Raw genomic sequence first — 19,783 nt, forward strand, 5'->3', positions numbered from 1 at the left:
GAATTCAGGACACTCCGCCACACACTGCACAGGCCGGGTCACGGCGTACTTTCAGTTCCCGGAAACGGGTGCCCAGGGCGTCGATCAGCAACAACCGACCCACCATGGGCTCACCGAATCCGGCCAGTAATTTCAAGGCTTCCAGGGCTTGCAGGCTGCCCACCAGCCCGACCAGCGGCCCCACCACGCCCGCCTCGCTGCAGGTCAATTCAGCCTCGACACCATGCCCGTAGAGGCAGTGATAACAAGGACTGTGCGCCTGCCTGGGGTCGAATACCGACAACTGCCCTTCCAGGCGAATCGCCGCGCCGCTGACCAGAGGCTTGCGTGCCGCGACGCAGGCCGCATTTACCGCCTCACGGGTCGAGAAGTTGTCGCAGCAATCGAGCACCAGGTCGACCGCCGCCACGGCCGCGGCCAGGGAGTCGGCATCCAGCGCTTGCCGGTGCGCCACCAGGCGCACCTCGGGATTGAGCGCCGCCAGCCGGGTCATCGCCGAGTCGACCTTGGGCCGGCCGACGCTGTGGCTGTCATGCACGACCTGGCGTTGCAGGTTGGTCAGGTCGACGCTGTCGAAGTCGGCCAGGTGCAGTTCCCCGACCCCGGCGGCGGCCAGATACAGCGCCACCGGCGAGCCGAGCCCGCCCAGGCCGACGATCAGCACGCGGCTGGCCTTGAGGCGCAACTGGCCGTCGATATCGATGTGTTGCAGCAGGATCTGCCGGCTGTAACGCAGCAGTTCCTCGTCACTCAGCACGGCAGGCTCCCGAAGGTGATGCGCTCGTGATCGCCCAGGTCGCGGCGAGTCTGGATACGCTCGTAGCCATGGCGCAACAGCAGCGCTCGCACGGCCGCCCCCTGGTCGTAACCGTGTTCGAGCATCAGCCAGCCGCCGGCCTTCAGGTAGCCGGGCGCCTGCTCGATGATCAGGCGCAGATCGTCCAGGCCATCGCGACCGGCCACCAGCGCACTGCTGGGCTCGAAGCGCACATCGCCCTGGCTCAGGTGCGGATCGGTGTCGGCAATGTACGGCGGGTTGCTCAGGATCAGGTCGAAACGCTCACCTTGCAGGGCGTCGAACCAATGGCTTTGCAGCACCCGGGCATTGTCCAGGCGCAGGCGCTGGCGATTGCGCTCGGCCAGGGCCACCGCTTCCGGCACGCGGTCCACGGCGGTCACCTGCCAGGTGCTTTTCTCATGGGCCAGGGCCAGGGCGATGGCGCCTGTGCCGGTGCCCAGGTCCAGCACCCGCGCTGCGGCAAAGCCCGGCACGTGCTCCAGGGCCGCTTCGACCAGCATTTCGGTCTCGGGGCGCGGAATCAAGGTATGCGGCGCCACTTCCAGGTCAAGCTTCCAGAAGCCTTGCAGGCCCAGAATGTAAGCCACCGGCTCACCGTTGCGCCGCCGCGCCAGGTAGCCGGAAAAGGCCAGGGCCGCCTCGGTGCTGACGATGCGCTCGGGCCAGGTGTGCAGGAAGCTGCGCGGCTTGCCCAGCGCGGCGGCCAGCAGCAGCTCGGCATCCAGGCGCGCGGTCGGTGAATCGGGAAGCTCGGCGCTTCTTAACAGGCTGGCAATGATCGTCATTTATTCACCCAGTGCCGCAAGTTGATCTGCCTGATATTCGGCCAGCAGCGGCTCTATCACTGCATCGACACCACCGCTCAGGACTTCATCCAGCGAATACAGGGTCAGGTTGATGCGGTGATCCGTCACTCGCCCTTGGGAGTAGTTATAGGTACGAATGCGCTCGGAACGGTCGCCCGAGCCCACCAGCAGCTTGCGCTCGGAGGCAATGGCATTGGCCGCCGCACTGGTCTGGATGTCGTTGAGTTTGGCAGACAGCCAGGACATCGCACGGGCGCGGTTCTTGTGTTGTGAACGCTCTTCCTGGCATTCCACGACAATGCCGGTGGGCAAGTGCGTGATGCGGATCGCCGAGTCGGTCTTGTTGATGTGCTGGCCACCGGCGCCCGACGCCCGATAGGTGTCGACCCGCAGGTCGGACGGGTTGATCTCGATGGCCTGCTGTTCATCGGGCTCGGGCAAAACCGCCACGGTGCAGGCCGAGGTGTGCACCCGGCCCTGGGATTCGGTTTCCGGCACGCGCTGCACGCGGTGGGCGCCGGACTCGAACTTGAGCTTGCCATAGACACTGTCGCCTTCGACCCGGGCAATGATCTCTTTATAGCCACCGTGCTCGCCTTCGTTCTCCGACAGCACCTCGACCCGCCAGCCCCGTCGCTCGGCGTAGCGCGAGTACATGCGAAACAGGTCGCCGGAAAAGATCGCCGCCTCGTCACCGCCGGTGCCGGCACGGATTTCCAGGAACACGTTGCGACCGTCGTTGGGGTCCCTGGGCAGCAGCATGCGTTGCAGATCCGCTTCAAGCGCCTGCAGTTGCTGTCTGGCCTCGCGCACTTCCTCGGCGGCCATCTCGCGCATGTCCGGGTCGTTGTCCTTGAGCAGCGCCTGGGCGCCCTCCAGGTCGGCCTGGACCTTGACGCGTTGCCGGTAGACTTCGATGACCGGCTCGACCTCGGCGTATTCGCGCGAATAGGCACGAAATTTCGTCTGGTCGCTGATCACTTCCGCGTCACCCAACAGCGCGGTCAGTTCCTCGAAGCGGTCGCTGAGCACATCCAGTTTATTGAGCAGTGAAGCTTTCATTGCGGGGGTTTATCCGTCGAGCCCTCACCGAGGGCAAATAGTTCCTGGGCCATGGCCAGCGCATCGACGCGGCCCTCGGCAGACAGTTTCTTGAGCTGCACGCTGGGGGCATGCAGCAATTTGTTGGTCAGGCCACGCGCCAGCTGGACCAGCACATCCTCGGCATTGGCGCCGTTGGCCAGCAGGCGCTGGGCCTTGCTCAGCTCATCGTCGCGCAGCCGTTCGCTCTGTTGGCGGTAGGCCTTGAGGACATCCACCGCAGCCAGTTCGCGCAGGCGCGACATGAATTCGCCGGCACCGACCTCGACCAGCGCCTCGGCGGCCAGGGCAGCGCCCTGGCGGGACTTGAGGTTCTCGGCGACCACTTCATGCAGGTCGTCGACGGTGTACAGGTAAACGTCGTCCAGTTCGCCGACTTCGGACTCGATATCGCGCGGTACGGCAATGTCGACCATGAAAATGGGCTTGTGCTTGCGCAGCTTGAGCGCGCTCTCGACCGCGCCCTTGCCCAGGATCGGCAACTGGCTGGCCGTGGAGCTGATCACGATATCGCTGTTGACCAGCTCGGCCGGAATATCCGACAGCAGCACCGCATGGGCACCGAACTCGGCCGCCAGGATGCTGGCGCGTTCGAGCGTGCGGTTGGCGACCACGATGCGCTTGACCCCCAGGTCGTGCAGGTGCCGCGCCACCAGCGTGATGGTTTCACCGGCCCCGATCAGCAGCGCCTGGCTGCGTTGCAGGTCGCTGAAGATCTGCTTGGCCAGGCTGACGGCGGCAAACGCCACCGACACCGGGTTCTCGCCAATGGCCGTGTCCGTGCGCACCTGCTTGGCCGAACTGAACGTGGCCTGGAACAGACGCCCCAGCAAGGGTCCCACCGTACCGGCCTCACGGGCAACCGCATAGGCCGATTTCATCTGCCCCAGGATCTGCGGCTCGCCCAGCACCAGCGAGTCGAGCCCCGAGGCCACGCGCATCATATGCCGCACGGCGGCGTCGTCTTCATGCACGTAGGCACTGGCGCGCAACTCTTCAAGGCTGAGCTGGTGATAATCGGCCAGCCAGGCCAGGATCGCATCAGGGGCCAGGTGCTCGTGCTCGATATACAGTTCGCTGCGGTTGCAGGTCGACAGGATCGCCGCTTCCCGGCTGTGGGTGCGGCGGCAAAGCTGTTGCAGAGCCTCAACCAACTGCTCGGGCGTAAAGGCCACGCGCTCGCGGACGTCTACCGAGGCAGTCTTATGGTTGATACCAAGTGCAAGGAAGGCCATTCAGGGTCGCTGGTTGTGACATGAAGCCGGCAATTGTCCTACTTCGATAGACTTAGAACAACCACCGCATATTATTGTCCCACTAGAATCGGGGCCGGATGGCACAGCTGATGGCACCCGCAACGCCGCTCGCCGGTCCCACCAGCAGATTTTCAGGCGGCTGTGGGTTTTGCCGACAGCCTTGTGTCATGATGCGCCAAACCGCAGGTAGCCGCTCCTCCTTATATGACTAGATCTTCAGCGCTGTTCCTCGCCCTCGTTCTGCTCGGCGGTTGCCAGTCCATGGCCACACCCGAAACGCCGGCGCAGGCCCAGAAAGACTCGACTCCAGCGCCCGAAGCCAAGCCGACGGTCTACGGCTCGTTCACCCAGGAGGCCATGTTCAGCCTGCTGAGTGCGGAGCTGGCCGGCCAACGCAATCGTTTTGACATCGCCCTGGACAATTACGTGACCCAGGCGGTCAATACGCAAGACCCGGCGGTCTCCGAGCGGGCCTTTCGCATTGCCGAATACCTGGGCGCCGACCAGGCCGCACTCGACACCGCCCTGATCTGGGCCCGCAACGATCCGGGTAACCTCGAGTCGCAGCGCGCGGCTGCCATCCAGTTGGCCCGTGCCGGCCGCTACGACGACTCGATGCTGTACATGGAGCGCGTCCTGCAAGGCCAGGGCGACACGCACTTCGACTTTCTCGCCCTGGCGGCCGCCGAAACCGACACCGGCACCCGCAACGGCCTGATCAAGAGCTTCGACCGCCTGCTGGCCAAGTACCCCAGTAACGGCCAGTTGATCTTCGGCAAGGCTCTGTTGCTGCAACAGAACGGCGAGTCCGAGCAATCGCTCAAGCTGCTGGAAGACAACCCGCCCAAAGAGGGCGAGATCGCACCGATCCTGCTGCGCACCCGCCTGCTGCAAAGCCTGGGGCGCGGCGACGAAGGCTTGCCGATCCTGGAAAAAAGCATCAGGAAATACCCCGACGACAAGCGCTTGCGCCTGACGTATGCACGCATGCTGGTCGAACAGGACCGCATGAATGACGCCAAGATCCAGTTCGCCAACCTGCTCAAGCAATACCCGGACGACGATGACCTGCGCCTGTCGCTGGCCCTGGTCTGCCTGGAAGCCAGGGCCTGGGACGAGGCCGCCGGTTATCTTGAGGAACTGGTGGCACGCGATGCACATGTCGACACCGCACACCTGAACCTTGGCCGCATCCAGGAAGAGCGCAATGATCCGCAGGGCGCGCTGAACGAGTACGAGCAGGTCGGCCCCGGCACGGACTTTCTGCCGGCACAACTGCGTCAGAGCGACATTCTGATCAGCAACGGCAACGCCGCCGAAGCCTCGCGCCGCCTGGGTGAAGCCCGTGACGCACAGCCGGAGTTCGCCATTCAGCTGTACCTGATCGAAGCCGAGACCCTGACCGCCAACAACCTCGCCGACCGTGGCTGGCAAGTGCTGAACAAGGCGCTCAAGCAGTACCCGGACGACCTGAACCTGCTGTACACCCGCGCCATGCTGGCGGAAAAGCGTGACGATCTGAAGCAGATGGAGACCGACCTGCGCGCGATCCTGGCGCGTGAGCCGGAAAACGCCATGGCCCTCAACGCCCTGGGCTATACCCTGTCCGATCGCACCACCCGCTATGCCGAAGCCCGCGACCTGATCGAAAAAGCCCATCAGCTCAACCCCGATGACCCGGCCGTGCTCGACAGCCTGGGCTGGGTCAACTACCGGCTGGGCAACCTGGACGAAGCCGAACGCCTGCTGCGCATGGCGCTGGAACGTTTCCCCGACCATGAAGTGGCCGCCCACCTGGGCGAAGTGCTGTGGGCCAAAGGTCAACAGCGCGAAGCCCGCAAGGTCTGGGCCAAGGCCCTTGAAGAACAACCCGACAGCCCGATCCTGCGCAGTACCCTGCTGCGCCTGACCGGCTCAGAGACCCTTTGAATCCATGTATTTGCGCCACTTCATCGTTGTCACCCTCATTGCCCTGCTCGCCGGCTGTACCGGCCTGGGCTCTCGCGAAGCCCTGCAAGGCAAGGGCGACCCCGCGCAATGGCGGGTGCACAAACAGCAACTGACAGGCCTGGACGGCTGGCAGATCAACGGCAAGGTCGGCATCCGTGCGCCGAAAGACTCCGGCAGCGGCACGCTGTTCTGGCTGCAGCGCCAGGAGTACTACGATATTCGCCTGTCCGGCCCCCTGGGTCGCGGCGCCGCCCGCCTCACCGGCCGTGAAGGCGCAGTGAGCCTGGAAGTGGCCAACCAGGGCCGCTTTGAAGCCACCACCCCGGAAAGCCTGCTTGAAGCGCAACTGGGCTGGAAACTGCCCGTCTCGCACCTGGTGTGGTGGATTCGCGGGCTGCCGGCCCCCGACAGCAAAAGCCGCCTGACACTGGACGACGACAGTCGCCTGGCCAGCCTTGAGCAGGATGGCTGGCAGGTCGAATACCTGAGCTATATCGAGCAGAACGGCTACTGGCTGCCCGAGCGGGTCAAGCTGCATGGCCAGGACCTGGACGTGACCCTGGTGGTCAAGGACTGGCAACCGCGCAAGCTGGGGCAATGAGCATGGCTGCACCGCAACTGATCCTGCCGGCCCCGGCCAAGCTGAACCTGATGCTTCACATCCTCGGCCGTCGTACCGACGGTTACCACGAGCTGCAGACGATCTTCCAGTTTCTCGACCATGGCGACGAACTGGGCTTTGCCCTGCGTGAAGACGACCAGGTGGTCCTGCACAGCGACATCGCAGGCGTAGCCCACGACAGCAACCTGATCGTGCGCGCCGCCCGTGCCCTGCAACAGCAATCGGGCTGCACACAGGGCATCGACATCTGGCTCGACAAGCGCCTGCCCATGGGCGGCGGCATCGGTGGCGGCAGCTCGGATGCCGCCACCACCCTGCTCGCCCTCAATCATCTGTGGCAACTGGGCTGGGATGAAAACCGCCTCGCTGCACTGGGCCTGAGCCTGGGAGCAGACGTGCCGGTGTTCATTCGCGGGCAGGCCGCCTTTGCCGAAGGCGTGGGCGAAATCCTGACCCCGGTAACCCCCGAAGAACCGTGGTATCTGGTACTGGTGCCACAAGTGGCTGTAAGTACTGCAGAAATATTTTCAGATCCTTTGTTGACACGTGATTCCAAGCCCATTAAAGTGCGCCCCGTTCCCGAGGGAAACGGTCGAAATGACTGTCAGGCAGTGGTTGAAAGGCGTTATCCAGAAGTGTCTAACGCATTGAAACAGCTCGGTAAATATACCGATGCAAAACTGACTGGAACTGGAAGTTGTGTGTTTGGGGCCTTCCCAAACAAAGCTGAAGCTGATAAAGTCTCGGCCCTTCTTGCAGATACCCTTACAGGGTTTGTAGCCAAAGGCAGCAATACTTCGTTATTGCACCGGACACTGCAAAATTTGTAACAGGAACAGAGTGCCAGGCACTCATCAGCATCACCTACAGGGGCGTCGCCAAGCGGTAAGGCAGCAGGTTTTGATCCTGCCATGCGTTGGTTCGAATCCAGCCGCCCCTGCCATTTTCTCTATACTCATCCAGGTTACCCTCAGCCTCCAGGTACTGCGCGTGTCCAAGATGATGGTCTTTACGGGGAATGCCAACCCCGATCTGGCTCGGCGTGTAGTACGTCAGCTGCATATCCCTCTGGGTGATGTCTCCGTCAGCAAGTTCTCCGACGGCGAAATCAGCGCTGAGATCAATGAAAACGTTCGCGGTAAAGACGTCTTCATCATCCAGCCGACTTGCGCACCGACCAACGATAACCTGATGGAACTCGTCGTGATGGCAGATGCCTTCCGCCGTTCATCAGCGTCCCGGATCACTGCTGTGATTCCCTACTTCGGTTATGCCCGCCAGGATCGCCGCCCGCGTTCCGCACGTGTTGCCATCAGCGCCAAAGTGGTTGCTGACATGCTCACCGTGGTGGGGATCGATCGTGTGCTCACGGTTGATCTGCACGCTGACCAGATCCAGGGTTTCTTCGATATCCCGGTCGACAACATCTACGGTTCGCCCGTACTGGTCGACGACATCGAAGACCAGCGCTTTGAAAACCTGATGATTGTCTCCCCGGACATTGGTGGCGTCGTGCGTGCACGTGCTGTTGCCAAGTCACTGGGTGTCGATCTCGGGATCATCGACAAACGCCGTGAGAAAGCCAATCACTCCGAAGTGATGCATATCATCGGCGACGTCGAAGGGCGCACCTGTATCCTGGTCGACGACATGGTCGACACTGCCGGTACCCTGTGCCATGCCGCCAAGGCTCTGAAAGAGCATGGCGCGGCCAAGGTCTTCGCCTACTGCACACACCCTGTGCTGTCGGGCCGTGCGATCGAGAACATCGAAAATTCCGTGCTCGACGAACTGGTGGTGACCAACACCATCCCGTTGTCCGCCGCCGCACAAGCCTGCAGCCGTATCCGTCAACTGGATATCGCGCCGGTAGTTGCTGAAGCGGTTCGCCGCATCAGCAACGAAGAATCGATCAGCGCGATGTTCCGCTAAGGGCCCTGCCCGAAGCCTGCATCCCGCCTCGAAAAGCGCCCCGCCCTGACATTCGGTCAGGGCGGGGCTTTTTTGCCCGTATCGCCCTGGCGCTGGTCGCAAACGCCAGGGTGAATATGGCTATTTTGGAGATACAACATGAACGATTTTACTCTGAATGCTGAAGTGCGTTCCGACCTGGGGAAAGGTGCGAGCCGCCGCCTGCGTCGTCTCGCCAGCCAGGTTCCTGCCGTTATCTACGGTGGTGACAAGGCCCCTGAGTCCATCAGCCTGCTGGCCAAGGAACTCGCCAAACTGATCGAGAACGAAGCTGCTTTCAGCCACGTTATCTCGCTGAACGTCGGCGGCAAGAAGCAGGACATCGTGATCAAGGCCCTGCAACGTCACCCGGCCAAGGGTCACGTACTGCACGCTGACTTCGTCCGCGTCGTTGCCGGTCAGAAACTGACCGCTCTGGTTCCGGTTCACTTCATCAACGAAGAAGCCCCGGTCAAGAAAGGCGGCGAGATCTCGCACACTACCACCGAGCTGGAAGTGAGCGTTCTGCCGAAAGACCTGCCTGAGTTCATCGAAGTTGACCTGGGCAACGCTGAAATCGGCACCATCATTCACCTGTCCGACCTCAAGGCCCCTAAAGGCGTCGAGTTCGTAGCACTGGCACACGGCACCGACCTGGCAATCGCCAACGTTCACGCGCCACGTGTTGCTGCTGAAGAAGAAGCAGGTGAAGAAGGCGCTGCCGAGTAATTTTCATTACCTGGTAACGCCGAGTTGCTCTGATAACATCGCGGGCCTGAATCGCAGCGTTTACACCGGTAAATGAGCCATTTTTGTCCACCGCCGCCCCGCGCGGCCGATGTTATCCACAACTCCAAGGAAGAGCCCCTGTCGTGAGCGCCATAAAACTGATCGTTGGCCTGGGAAATCCAGGCGCCGAATACGAACAGACCCGGCATAACGCAGGGGCTTTTTTCGTTGAGCGTATGGCTGCGGCTGAACGGGTCAATCTCGTCGCCGAGCGCAAATTCTTTGGCCTGACCGGGCGCTTCTCGCACCAGGGTCAGGATGTTCGTCTGTTGATCCCCACCACCTACATGAACCGCAGCGGCCAGGCCGTGGCAGCCCTTGCCGGCTTCTACCGCATCGGTCTCGATGAAATCCTGGTGGCCCACGACGAACTCGATCTCCCCCCAGGCGTTGCCAAACTGAAGGTTGGCGGCGGTCATGGCGGCCACAACGGCCTGCGCGACATCATCGCGCAGCTCGGTAACCAGAATACTTTCCATCGCTTGCGGGTCGGCATCGGCCACCCGGGCGATGCGAGCAAGGTGTCCGGTTTTGTCCTGGGTCGTGCGCCACGCGCCGAACAGGAAAAAATCGACGCCAGTATCGACTTTGCCCTCGGCGTGCTGCCGGACATCCTCGCCGGTGAATGGAACCGCGCGATGAAAAACCTGCACAGCCAGAAGGCCTGACATCACACGAGGGGAACACCATGGGATTCAATTGCGGCATCGTCGGCCTGCCTAACGTCGGCAAGTCCACCCTGTTCAATGCCCTGACCAAATCCGGCATCGCGGCAGAGAACTTTCCCTTCTGCACCATCGAACCGAACAGCGGCATCGTGCCTATGCCGGACCCACGCCTGGCGGCCCTGGCGGCGATCGTCAACCCCAAGCGCATCCTGCCGACCACCATGGAATTCGTCGACATCGCAGGTCTTGTGGCTGGCGCGTCCAAAGGTGAAGGCCTGGGCAACAAGTTTCTGGCCAACATCCGCGAAACCGATGCCATCGCCCACGTGGTGCGCTGCTTCGAAGACGAGAACGTGATTCACGTTTCCAACAGCGTCGACCCCAAGCGCGACATCGAGATCATCGACCTTGAGCTGATCTTCGCCGACCTCGACAGCTGCGAGAAGCAACTGCAGAAAGTCACGCGCAACGCCAAGGGCGGCGACAAGGAAGCCGTGGTCCAGAAAGGCCTGCTGGAACAGTTGATCGCCCACTTCACCGAAGGCAAGCCTGCGCGCAGCCTGATGAAGCACATGAGCGCTGACGAGAAAGCCGTCATCCGCGGCTTCCACCTGCTGACCACCAAACCGGTCATGTACATCGCCAACGTCGCCGAAGACGGTTTCGAGAACAACCCGTTGCTGGATGTGGTTCGCGCCATCGCCGAAGAAGAAGGCGCGATGCTGGTGCCGGTGTGCAACAAGATCGAGGCGGAAATCGCCGAACTCGATGACGGCGAAGAAAAGGACATGTTCCTGGAAGCCCTGGGCCTGGAAGAGCCTGGCCTGAACCGGGTGATTCGCGCCGGTTACGAAATGCTCAACCTGCAGACCTACTTCACCGCTGGCGTTGAAGAAGTACGCGCCTGGACCGTCAAGGTCGGCGCCACCGCGCCACAGGCAGCCGGTGTGATCCACACCGACTTCGAGAAAGGCTTCATCCGCGCCGAATGCGTGGCGTACAACGACTTCATCCAGTTCAAGGGTGAGGCCGGGGCCAAAGAAGCCGGTAAATGGCGTCTGGAAGGTAAGGACTACATCGTCAAGGACGGTGACGTGTTGCACTTCCGTTTCAACGTCTGATCGGTCCATCAAGTTTCAGGGTGTGTTCTGAAACACTGAGAACCCCAAGTAAAACCGCGCCTTTGCGCGGTTTTACTGTTTCAGGGCAGCGCCTTTCGTTTCAGGCCCAGGCCGCTCACCCATTCAGGCCCCGTGGCTCGGATTCAAGGTGTTCAGCGGACCTCCTGTGCAGTACGCAAGAAACGCTCAAGCACATTTTTTGTGATCGTCACCGTGTAAACGTCTGCCTGCTTGAGCCCATGTACCCATTCGCACGTGGCGGCGGTGAAGACTTCACCTCGACCTTTGTGAAAGTGCACCACCATGCCGGCCCCGCGGCTATGCACATCGATGCTGGCGTCGCTCAGGTCGGGCGCCAGGATGGACGCACGAAACCTAGCATCGCCATCGCCGAGCATGAATGAATAGACATCCTCGGACCGGCCATGCTCGGCATTGGTCGCCCAGCCCATGGCGAGAATTTGCAACCCGCAGGGCGCCCCGTCTGTGCCGAGCGGTTCCGGGAGGCCGTTGATGAAGGTGTATTCCAGGCCATCGACCTCATAGCCAAAAATGTTGGCTTCGTCTCCGAACATGTCCGCGTAGCCGAGGCCCGTCCCCATGAACGCCCAGTGCCCAGGCCTGAAGACCGTGTACCCGCGCGGGTTGCGCGGCGCCATGCCCCCAAAGCTGCCGTATATCCCGCGCAGCGCATTCACCCCGAAAGTCGTTGCCCCGGGGTCATTGACCCTCGGATCTTCCCAGGCCCCCGTCAGCCGGTGAGGCTCGGTAGCCGCCACAGGATCGAGCGCACCGGCATCGTACTTGTAGGCCACTTGCCGGCGCCCCTCATCCTCCAGGCGAATCTGCCACATGAAATTGCCGGCGAAGCGCGCGACCTTGCCGCCCTCCTCGACAAAGGCATCGACATGGTCGCGCATTTCCCGCGTCCAGTACTCATCGTGCCCGACGAAGACGGCACAGGCGTAGCCCTCAAGCGCATGCGGATCATGATGCAAGTCGTCCTGGGTCAGGATATGCACCGGATAACCTTGCTGTTCGGCCCAGATCAGAAAGGGCCTCTCGTAAGACGCCCACCCCGCCAGCGCGTAGTACTTGGCGTAGCCGTTAAGGCCCGCCCACTCGATGAATTCATAGCGCGCCGGGCCTGGCTGGCGGGGCCGGTTCGCGTTGACGCAACGTGGTGCATCCTCAGGCAGCCACACCTGCCCTCGCGCCCAGGGACGCTGTGCCGACAGCAAGGGTGAGCGGCCGCGCGGCGTACCGGGGTGAAGGCCAAAGTAATGATTGGCACCGCCCCAGTCGTTATAAGCGGCCCACGTCGATGTGGCCGCGACGAGCACCAAGGCATCGATACGCTTGCGCAGCGCCTTGACGATAAACAGATGATGCCCCAGGACGCTGCCAGTACCGTCCTGAACTTCCACTATATAGCCGCCCTGCTCGGCATCCGCCGGGATTGACCATTGCATGAAGACGGGCCACTGGCAGCCATGCTCATAGGCCCGTTCAGGCAGGGGGTGGAATCGCGCATCAAGGCTGTCGGTGGTGTGCAGCGTGCGGGCAATGGCGCCATCGCGATAGATCCTGAGCCTCACTTGCGGGCAGTTCGACGACAGATACAGGCAAACCGAATCACCCGGGCTATAGGCGCGGCGATCCGAGTAGCACCAGGCGGCCGCCGGGCCGGACGCTGAAGGGACTTCAACCCAGGTCTCGCGTGCGGCCTGGCGCGGTCCTGAAATCTGGCTGACCGTCACGCCGGCGCCCGGTCGCTCACCTCGCGCAGCGGCTTTTTTCAGGTCGGTTGCGTTCATTAATGTGCACTCCCTTGATCGGCTGATTCTGCGGCTCGACAAGCCAATGGGTTTACGCTGAGTCGAGTACCAGGCGCCTTGATCTGCGCAAGATCGATGCCCGCCGTTTCGTCGATCAGCACCCCTGCCAGGACGGTGACTACGCCCAACCCGATGACATAGCTGACGTACAGATAGCCAAGGTCGGCGCCACCCAGATAGTTGTGCAGATAGGGGGCCGTGCCGCCAAAGATCGCCACGGACACCGACGAGACCAAGCCGACGCCCTGGGCCCGTGCCTGGGTAGGGACCTGCTCGGACAGCACCGCAGGGAAAATCGCCGCGATCAACGACCAGGCACCAAGCCCCAGCACCTGGGCCAGGAACAGCGTCCAGGGCTCAGTGGTCACCATGATCGAGAGTGGATAGGTCAGCACGATCACGCCCAGCCCCCAGGCAATGACCATGGGTCGGCGGCCTACCCGATCGGACAACATGCCGCAGACCGGCAACCAGCACACACAGAGGATCTGTGCGAGAAGACTGGCGACATAAGCACCCGTGGCGTCCATGCCCTGCGCAATCGCGGTCGAAGCGCCGAACGTGACCCAGGCGTAGTAAGTGACATTGGCTGCGGCTGCCAGCATGACGATGTTACGCGCGACGCGTAGCACCTCTGCGGTGGTCAGCTTGCGCGACGGCTGCGCTTGCCCCTGCTGCGCGACGAACACATCGGATTCCTGCGCACTGCGGCGCAGAAACAGCGCATAAATGCCAAGTACGCCACCAATGGCGAAGCCAATCCTCCAGCCGTAGTCGCCCATGGCCTGCGCACCCAGCAGCCAGGTGAGTGTCGCCGCCACGGCCGTCGCCGCCATCACCCCGAGCGTCACCCCCACATAGACCGAACTCGACCATAATCCCCGGTGTTTGCTTGGAGCGATCTCGGCGACATAGGTGTAGGAGACGCCGGTCTCGCCACCATGGGCGAGCCCCTGCATAAGCCGAAAAAACAGCAACGCGACCGAGGCATACAGGCCGATGCTTTGATAGTCAGGGATCAGCGCGATACCCAGGCTGCTGATCGCAAGCAGCAGCATGGTGAGCACCATGATGGTCCGGCGCCCCAGTCGGTCGCTCAGTCGGCCAAACAACCATCCGCCGACAGGGCGTGCGACAAAGCCAACCGCAAACACCGCAAGCGTCGCGAGCATCGCCGAGCGCGCATCGGTCTTGTCGAACAGATTGCGGGCCAGGTACACCGAAAAGGTGGCGTACAGGGTCCAGTCGAACCATTCAAGCGCATTGCCGATACCGGCTGCGCGCAACGACTTGAGGCGTCCTTGATGAGACGTCGTATTGTTCATGGAGTATCTCCTGGTGACGGGATCGAAGCGGTTGGACCAACCGGATCAAACGTGCAACGCGGGCTTGGGCGGGTGAGCCCCCTGGACAGAAGGGGCCGGGACGCGGACGCGCAGCGCAATCAGCAACGCGGCCAGCAGCATCAGCACAGCCGCCGCTATAAATACGCCTGTGCTGCCACCGAGGCTGAACAGTGCACCGCCTGCGGCGGCGCCCGTGGCGATGGCCGACTGCACCGATGCCACCACCATGCCTCCGGCACTTTCCGCCTGATCAGGTACCGCGCTGGCGACCCAGTTCGACCACGCGACCGGCACACCACCAAAGGCCAGGCCCCAGATCGCCAGCAGGAGCGCCTGCCCTGGCAGCGAGGCCGGCAACAGCACCAGCGCCAGGGCTGCAACGCCGACCAGGGCGGGCATCAACACCAGCGTGGCCAGCGGGTGGCGCTCCAGCAGCTTCCCGGCCAACAGCGTGCCGACGAAGTTCGCCACCCCGAACCCCAGCAACATCAGTGACAGTCCTTGCGGGCCAATGCCGGTAGTCCCTTCAAGGAAGGGCCGAACATAGGTGAACATCGCAAAGTGCCCGCTGTGCACCAGCACACAACCGAACATCCCCATGGCGATGCCTGGGCGCTGCAACACCTCAAAAACAGTGCGCAGTCTTGCCGGCCGGCGCGGCGCCAGGCGCGGCAGCGTGAGCGACTGGAACACCAGGGTCACCATGCCCACCGCCGCCGCTGCAAAGAATGCGCTGCGCCAGCCATACAGCCCGCCCAGATAGCTGCCCAGCGGCACTGCCACGACCGTCCCGACGGCAATGCCGCTGAAAATGATCGATAGCGCCCGGGGCAATAGAGCACTCGGCACCAAACGCATCGCGACCGCCGCCGCCATGCTCCAGAACCCGCCAAGGGCGATACCCAGCAAGATGCGCATCAGCAACAGCACCGCGAAACTGGAGGAAATGGCGACCAACAGATTGGACGCGACCATCAACATGGAAAATCCCAGCAACACCCAACGTCGGTCGATGCCGCGGGTCAGGCCTGGCACCAACAAGCCGGCGAACAGCGCTACCACTGCCGTTACCGTTACCGCCTGGCCAGCCAGCGCTTCGGACACGCCCAGGTCAGTCGCCATCAGCGTCAACAAACTGGCTGGCAGGTACTCAGCGGTCAGTAATCCGAACACCCCCAAGGCCAACGAGAAGACGGCCATCCACGCGGGGGTTGCAGGCTCTACATCCGAATCGATGCCGGGATGGCGGTCGGGTACGGCATTACATACACAATCGGTCATTGCACGAATCTCCCAATCTTCATTGCGAACCGAAGTCTAGGCGCCGAAAGCTGGATGATCTATGATCGAAAATCTCTGGTTTTTGACCGAAACACCTGACCGATGCCTGATGATCAATTTGCTCTCTCCTCGGATCTCATCAACGAACTGTTGCGCGGCATGCGCCTGCGTGGTGTCCAGTACCGGCGTATCCAGGCGGGCCCTGCCTTCGGTCTGGGCTTCACGGAAAAACCCGGGCATGCCTGGTTCCACTTCATGGCCATTGGCAATGCGGTGCTGCGAATGGAGGACGACACCACCTACGCGCTGTCTGCCGGCAACGCCGTGTTTATCTCCCACGGCGCGGCCCATCAGCTGTTTTCTCATGCAGACCAGCCTGTTCAAGACATCGACGATCTGGACGGCGCCCCCCTCGGTGACACCGTCAGCGCGGTGGAGACCGGAACCGATGCCAGCCCCACGCCGAGTACCCTTTTGTTCAGTGCTTGTATGGAATTTGAACTGGGCAGTATCCACGGCCTTGGCAGGCTGATGCCGGGCCTGATGCTGATTGATGCCGGTGGCCAGCGTTACCCCGGGCTGGTGCCGATCCTGGCCACCATGGAACGCGAGGTAAGCGCTGCACGTATCGGCTTCGCCGGTATCCTTGCGCGTCTGGCCGACGTGGTGGCCGCCATGGTTGTGCGCGGCTGGGTGGAGTGCGCCTGCGGGAATGCTTCTGGACTGGTCGCCGCCTTGCGCGATCCACGCCTGGCCGGTGCACTGCTGGCGCTGCATCAACAACCGGGCCGCGACTGGACCGTTGCGCAGTTGGCAGAGCACTGCAATACCTCACGCTCGGCCTTCGCGGACCGCTTCCAGATGACGATTGGCATGGCCCCGCTGCGCTATGTCACCGAACTTCGAATGCGGCTTGCAAGCCAGTGGCTGACCCTCGAAAGGCTCCCGATCGAAGAGGTAGCGCAGCGTTTGGGCTATACCTCCCAGGCTGCTTTCAGCCGTGCATTCAAGCGCATTACGGGCAACACGCCCGGCTTGAGTCGCAAGGTGAGGCAGCCCGCTGTGACTTGAAACCGGGCACACGCCGTCGAGAGGTGCCGGTCGCTTCATACCGCCCGGGACTGCTCGACCAGCCTGTCGAGAAAGACAAACAGCTTCTGATTCATTTGCGCGTAATCATTGGCCCGCAGTGCCTCTGGCTGCTGTACGAAACGTGCGTGCCTTGATGTCAGCCATTCGTGGCCAGACGCCTGGATCAACCGTTCCACGACAGGCCGGGTGAGCTCCATATGGCACTGAAAACCGTACACCCGATCACTGTAAGCGATGATCTGGCGCGGACACCCCTCACTGTATGCAATGATCCTGGCGTCCGGCGTAAGCCCTGGCATGTCGCTGTGCCAGTGGCCGACGTCCAGGGTCTTCCCGAAGTGTGAACACTTCGGGTCAGCCAGGCCCTCCTCGGTCAGGAAGATCGGGAACTTGCCAATCTCCTTTTCAGGGCTGTGGCTGAACGCGGCCCCCAGTGCTTCACCGATCAACTGCGCTCCCAGGCAGACCCCGATAACGATCCGGCCTGCCGCGATGGCCTTGTTGATAAGCTCACGTTCGGCAAAGGCATTGAAGTGCGGGCACTGCGCCTGCGTCGTGGCCGGGCTTTGCGGACCGCCCAGCACCACCAGCAAATCAAACGAGCCGGCATCACCGGGCAGTGCATCGCCCTGATAAACACGCGAATAACTCGCCTGGAAGCCTCGGGCACTGACCCAGTCTGCAAAAGCACCGGGCGCTTCAAACGATTCATGCATCACGAAATGGACGTTCACGGTTTTACCCTCGCTTGCCGATTCAGGTTCATCAGACTTGCGACGCCAACTCGTCCAGCAACCCCTTGAGCAAGCCACACCCTTGAGCATCGAGCGGTTGCAGTGGCAGGCGCGGAGCACCGACCTCAAGGCCCTGCATCTTCAGACCGGCCTTGATCGTGGTCGGCAAACCGCGGCGCGTGATGTACTCCAGCATGTCGTACTGGCGGTAGAACAGCGTCCGCGCCTGTTCCATCTGGCCGCTCTGAACCGCCTCCCACAGTGCCAGGTTCAACTCGGGGATAAGGTTGGGCGCCGCCGTGCACCACCCGGTCGCGCCGGCCACCAGCGCTTCGAGCGTCAACGGGTTGCAACCGTTATAAAAGGCCACCTCACCGTTCGTAGCCTTGAACAGGCGGTGCATGCGCTGAATGTCGCCTGTGCTTTCCTTGACCATGGTGACATTGCTCACTTCACGCACAATGCGCAGGATCAGGTCCACCGACAGGTCAGTGCCGCTGGTGCCCGGGTTGTTGTAGAGCATGATCGGAAGCTCGATGGCCGCGCCGATGGCCTTGTAGTGATCGACGATTTCCGCGTCGGTCAGCTTCCAGTACGACACCGGCAGCACCATGACCGCTGTGGCACCGCAGGATTCGGCCAAGCGGGCGCGCTGTACGGTGCGCGCCGTGGTCAGGTCTGAAACGCTGACGACGGTCGGGACGCGGCCGGCCACGATCTCCAGGCTGAAACGCACGACCGATTCCCATTCGGCGTCCGACAGGTAAGCCCCCTCCCCGGTGCTGCCCAGAGGCGCAATGGCATGCACGCCAGAAGCGATCAGTGTGTCGATGGACAACCCCAGGGCAGGCAGATCAAGTGAACCATCGGCCTTGAACGGGGTGATGGTGTAGCCGATAACGCCACGAATTACGGAAGTAGACATGCAGGCACCTTGGTCATTTTGATCAGTGAGTAGAGAGGAATCAGGCCAGGCAATCACCGTGGGCACGCAGTGCGCGCCGCGCGTAGTAGTTGAAGGCGGCGCCGTGACGTTTGGCGGTGGAGATCCAGTCGTGAGCTTCCTGGCCCAATGCCTCGGGGATGGGACGGATCTCCCCCGCACCCATGGCCAGCAACTGCATTCTGGCGGCGCGCTCGAACAACAAGGCCAGCACACAGGCTTCCTCGACCGAGCCGCCCGCAATCAGCAAGCCGTGGTGAGCCAGCAGGATGGCGCGCTTGTCGCCGATGGCCCTGGAAATGATTTCGCCCTCTTCGTTACCCACCGGAATGCCCGGCCAGTCCTTGAGAAAGGCGCAGTCATCGAACAGCGGGCAGGTGTCCATGTGGGAAATGGCGAGCGGCACCTCCAGCATCGACAGCGTGGCGCTGTGCAGCGGATGCGTGTGGATAATGCAGTTCACGTCCGGACGGGCGCGGTACAGCCAGCTGTGAAAGCGATTGGCCGGGTTGGCCATGCCCTGGCCCTTGAGCACCTGGAGGTCTTCATCGACCACCAGCAGACTGGAGCCTGAAATCTCGTCAAAGCCCAGGCCCAGGCGCTGCGTATAATAGGTCCCGGCCGTCTCGGCCCGCGCAGTAATCTGGCCGGCCAGTCCCGAATCATGGCCGCCGTCGAACAGAATCCGACAAGTCAGTGCAAGCTTTTGTCTTACGCTGTAATCGTTGTCGACCAGCGCGCTCTGCATCTGTTGTTCTGCGTGTTTGACGAGTTGGTCTTTTGGGGTTTGCAAGGTCGTGGACATGGTCAGTACCTGATCGAGGCAAGTCACAATTTCCGGGCAGTCGCGGCAACGACTGCTCAGGACACAAAACAATCATAATGACACTTTGTGTCATATACAACCCTTGTGTCATTTTTCAAGGAACTGCGTTGGATGGCGGTACAGCTGAGAATCTTGCGTAAGAAGATGGGCATGACCCTGGAGCAACTGGCCGAGCAGACCGGGCTGACCAAGAGTTACCTGTCCAAGGTGGAGAGAGGCTTGAGCTCGCCGTCCATTGCGGTGGCGCTCAGGCTGGCCAAGGCGCTGAACGCTCAGGCCGAGGAACTGTTCAGCACCGAAGCCTTGCCGGCCGAAGGTTACAGCCTGGTGCGTCGCCAGCAGCGTGAGCCCAATGATGCGGGGGTATCACCGGCTCATGTACCGCTGGCGCGCCATATCGGCCATCGGGCGCTGTTGCCGTTTCTGGTCTATCCGCCCCGCTCGTTTGGCCATTCGGCGTTCAAGGAACACCTCGGCGAGGAATTCATTTACGTGGTCAAAGGCCGTGTCGAAATCGACTTTGGTCACGAGCGACAGACGCTGGATGAGGGCGACGCATTGCATTTCAATGCGCAGAAATCCCACCGGCTGCGCACCGTTTCAGACGAACAGGCCGAGTTGCTGGTGGTGGTGCACAGCGCGCAGTAACGGCCTGGACGGG

At 62.1% G+C, this 19,783-nt stretch carries 19 protein-coding genes and 1 tRNA gene; 10 read left to right on the top strand and 10 right to left on the bottom strand.

All coding sequences use genetic code 11. From position 1 onward, the window contains the following. Positions 1-4: 4 nt before the first annotated feature. The 4 genes from ASF84_RS25630 to hemA are packed head-to-tail and all read right to left on the bottom strand — an operon-like array spanning position 5 to position 3,941. Positions 5-757, bottom strand: a complete 753-nt coding sequence (locus ASF84_RS25630) for a molybdopterin-synthase adenylyltransferase MoeB (protein WP_056841704.1) — start codon at positions 755-757, stop codon at positions 5-7. Beyond that, complete coding sequence (gene prmC, locus ASF84_RS25635) at positions 751-1,584, bottom strand: peptide chain release factor N(5)-glutamine methyltransferase (protein ID WP_056841705.1); 834 nt, start codon at positions 1,582-1,584, stop codon at positions 751-753. The genes ASF84_RS25630 and prmC overlap by 7 nt, the downstream gene beginning before the upstream one ends. Continuing rightward, a complete protein-coding gene (gene prfA / locus ASF84_RS25640; RefSeq protein ID WP_056841706.1) occupies positions 1,585-2,667 on the bottom strand; it encodes a peptide chain release factor 1 in 1,083 nt (360 codons plus the stop codon). It abuts the gene before it with no gap. Further along, the gene (gene hemA / locus ASF84_RS25645; RefSeq protein ID WP_056841707.1) at positions 2,664-3,941 is read right to left on the bottom strand and encodes a glutamyl-tRNA reductase; all 1,278 of its coding nucleotides are present in this window, start codon (positions 3,939-3,941) and stop codon (positions 2,664-2,666) included. The genes prfA and hemA overlap by 4 nt, the downstream gene beginning before the upstream one ends. A gap of 225 nt (positions 3,942-4,166) precedes the next feature. On the opposite strand from hemA, the gene ASF84_RS25650 reads away from it, so the two are divergent. The 8 genes from ASF84_RS25650 to ychF all read left to right on the top strand — a co-directional run bounded on the left by ASF84_RS25650 (position 4,167) and on the right by ychF (position 11,062). Beyond that, positions 4,167-5,891, top strand: a complete 1,725-nt coding sequence (locus ASF84_RS25650; protein WP_082481833.1) for a tetratricopeptide repeat protein — start codon at positions 4,167-4,169, stop codon at positions 5,889-5,891. Between the two features lie 4 nt (positions 5,892-5,895). Beyond that, positions 5,896-6,513 (top strand): lipoprotein insertase outer membrane protein LolB, encoded by a 618-nt coding sequence (gene lolB, locus ASF84_RS25655; RefSeq protein ID WP_056841709.1) that lies wholly within the window; start codon positions 5,896-5,898, stop codon positions 6,511-6,513. A 2-nt stretch (positions 6,514-6,515) separates the two neighbouring features. Beyond that, a complete protein-coding gene (ispE, locus tag ASF84_RS25660; protein ID WP_056841710.1) occupies positions 6,516-7,364 on the top strand; it encodes a 4-(cytidine 5'-diphospho)-2-C-methyl-D-erythritol kinase in 849 nt (282 codons plus the stop codon). A 38-nt stretch (positions 7,365-7,402) separates the two neighbouring features. Further along, positions 7,403-7,477, top strand: a tRNA-Gln gene (locus ASF84_RS25665). Positions 7,478-7,524: 47 nt separating this feature from the next. Continuing rightward, entirely contained in the window at positions 7,525-8,466 is a 942-nt protein-coding gene (locus ASF84_RS25670) for a ribose-phosphate pyrophosphokinase (RefSeq protein WP_056841711.1), read from the top strand. Between the two features lie 138 nt (positions 8,467-8,604). Continuing rightward, positions 8,605-9,213, top strand: a complete 609-nt coding sequence (locus tag ASF84_RS25675) for a 50S ribosomal protein L25/general stress protein Ctc (RefSeq protein WP_056841712.1) — start codon at positions 8,605-8,607, stop codon at positions 9,211-9,213. 143 nt (positions 9,214-9,356) lie between these two features. After that, a complete protein-coding gene (pth, locus tag ASF84_RS25680; protein ID WP_056841713.1) occupies positions 9,357-9,941 on the top strand; it encodes an aminoacyl-tRNA hydrolase in 585 nt (194 codons plus the stop codon). 20 nt (positions 9,942-9,961) lie between these two features. Next, entirely contained in the window at positions 9,962-11,062 is a 1,101-nt protein-coding gene (gene ychF, locus ASF84_RS25685; RefSeq protein WP_056841714.1) for a redox-regulated ATPase YchF, read from the top strand. Between the two features lie 152 nt (positions 11,063-11,214). Here the strand turns inward: ychF and ASF84_RS25690 are convergent, their stop codons facing one another. From ASF84_RS25690 to ASF84_RS25700, 3 genes are read right to left on the bottom strand one after another with little or no spacing between them, the layout of a single operon-like run. Beyond that, positions 11,215-12,879, bottom strand: coding sequence for a N,N-dimethylformamidase beta subunit family domain-containing protein (locus ASF84_RS25690; RefSeq protein WP_056841715.1), 1,665 nt, complete (start codon positions 12,877-12,879; stop codon positions 11,215-11,217). Continuing rightward, positions 12,879-14,225: an MFS transporter gene (locus ASF84_RS25695; RefSeq protein WP_056841716.1), complete on the bottom strand. Its 1,347-nt coding sequence runs from the start codon at positions 14,223-14,225 to the stop codon at positions 12,879-12,881. The genes ASF84_RS25690 and ASF84_RS25695 overlap by 1 nt, the downstream gene beginning before the upstream one ends. Before the next feature lie 45 nt (positions 14,226-14,270). Continuing rightward, complete coding sequence (locus ASF84_RS25700) at positions 14,271-15,527, bottom strand: MFS transporter (RefSeq protein WP_056841717.1); 1,257 nt, start codon at positions 15,525-15,527, stop codon at positions 14,271-14,273. 102 nt (positions 15,528-15,629) lie between these two features. On the opposite strand from ASF84_RS25700, the gene ASF84_RS25705 reads away from it, so the two are divergent. Beyond that, a complete protein-coding gene (locus tag ASF84_RS25705; protein WP_056841718.1) occupies positions 15,630-16,598 on the top strand; it encodes an AraC family transcriptional regulator in 969 nt (322 codons plus the stop codon). Positions 16,599-16,633: 35 nt separating this feature from the next. Here the strand turns inward: ASF84_RS25705 and ASF84_RS25710 are convergent, their stop codons facing one another. The 3 genes from ASF84_RS25710 to ASF84_RS25720 are packed head-to-tail and all read right to left on the bottom strand — an operon-like array spanning position 16,634 to position 19,101. Then, entirely contained in the window at positions 16,634-17,443 is an 810-nt protein-coding gene (locus ASF84_RS25710) for a type 1 glutamine amidotransferase (RefSeq protein ID WP_236709479.1), read from the bottom strand. Further along, positions 17,385-18,278, bottom strand: a complete 894-nt coding sequence (locus tag ASF84_RS25715; protein WP_056841720.1) for a dihydrodipicolinate synthase family protein — start codon at positions 18,276-18,278, stop codon at positions 17,385-17,387. Before ASF84_RS25715 ends, ASF84_RS25710 begins: the two co-directional genes overlap by 59 nt. Positions 18,279-18,318: 40 nt before the next feature. Continuing rightward, positions 18,319-19,101, bottom strand: a complete 783-nt coding sequence (locus tag ASF84_RS25720) for an aldolase (RefSeq protein ID WP_056841721.1) — start codon at positions 19,099-19,101, stop codon at positions 18,319-18,321. 132 nt (positions 19,102-19,233) lie between these two features. On the opposite strand from ASF84_RS25720, the gene ASF84_RS25725 reads away from it, so the two are divergent. Continuing rightward, a complete protein-coding gene (locus tag ASF84_RS25725; protein WP_056841722.1) occupies positions 19,234-19,770 on the top strand; it encodes a helix-turn-helix domain-containing protein in 537 nt (178 codons plus the stop codon). The last annotated feature ends 13 nt before the right edge of the window (positions 19,771-19,783 follow it).

It is taken from the genome of Pseudomonas sp. Leaf127 (assembly GCF_001423155.1).
Lineage (GTDB): Bacteria > Pseudomonadota > Gammaproteobacteria > Pseudomonadales > Pseudomonadaceae > Aquipseudomonas > Aquipseudomonas ovata.

Coding starts and splice junctions, on each gene's coding strand:
- ASF84_RS25675 (WP_056841712.1), top strand. CDS start 8,605: ATGAACGATTTTACTCTGAATGCTGAAGTGCGTTCCGACCTGGGGAAA.
- ASF84_RS25715 (WP_056841720.1), bottom strand. CDS start 18,278: ATGTCTACTTCCGTAATTCGTGGCGTTATCGGCTACACCATCACCCCG.
- ychF (WP_056841714.1), top strand. CDS start 9,962: ATGGGATTCAATTGCGGCATCGTCGGCCTGCCTAACGTCGGCAAGTCC.
- ASF84_RS25720 (WP_056841721.1), bottom strand. CDS start 19,101: ATGTCCACGACCTTGCAAACCCCAAAAGACCAACTCGTCAAACACGCA.
- ispE (WP_056841710.1), top strand. CDS start 6,516: ATGGCTGCACCGCAACTGATCCTGCCGGCCCCGGCCAAGCTGAACCTG.
- ASF84_RS25700 (WP_056841717.1), bottom strand. CDS start 15,527: ATGACCGATTGTGTATGTAATGCCGTACCCGACCGCCATCCCGGCATC.
- ASF84_RS25695 (WP_056841716.1), bottom strand. CDS start 14,225: ATGAACAATACGACGTCTCATCAAGGACGCCTCAAGTCGTTGCGCGCA.
- ASF84_RS25725 (WP_056841722.1), top strand. CDS start 19,234: ATGGCGGTACAGCTGAGAATCTTGCGTAAGAAGATGGGCATGACCCTG.
- ASF84_RS25650 (WP_082481833.1), top strand. CDS start 4,167: ATGACTAGATCTTCAGCGCTGTTCCTCGCCCTCGTTCTGCTCGGCGGT.
- ASF84_RS25705 (WP_056841718.1), top strand. CDS start 15,630: ATGCCTGATGATCAATTTGCTCTCTCCTCGGATCTCATCAACGAACTG.
- ASF84_RS25710 (WP_236709479.1), bottom strand. CDS start 17,443: ATGCTCAAGGGTGTGGCTTGCTCAAGGGGTTGCTGGACGAGTTGGCGT.
- ASF84_RS25690 (WP_056841715.1), bottom strand. CDS start 12,879: ATGAACGCAACCGACCTGAAAAAAGCCGCTGCGCGAGGTGAGCGACCG.
- prmC (WP_056841705.1), bottom strand. CDS start 1,584: ATGACGATCATTGCCAGCCTGTTAAGAAGCGCCGAGCTTCCCGATTCA.
- lolB (WP_056841709.1), top strand. CDS start 5,896: ATGTATTTGCGCCACTTCATCGTTGTCACCCTCATTGCCCTGCTCGCC.
- hemA (WP_056841707.1), bottom strand. CDS start 3,941: ATGGCCTTCCTTGCACTTGGTATCAACCATAAGACTGCCTCGGTAGAC.
- prfA (WP_056841706.1), bottom strand. CDS start 2,667: ATGAAAGCTTCACTGCTCAATAAACTGGATGTGCTCAGCGACCGCTTC.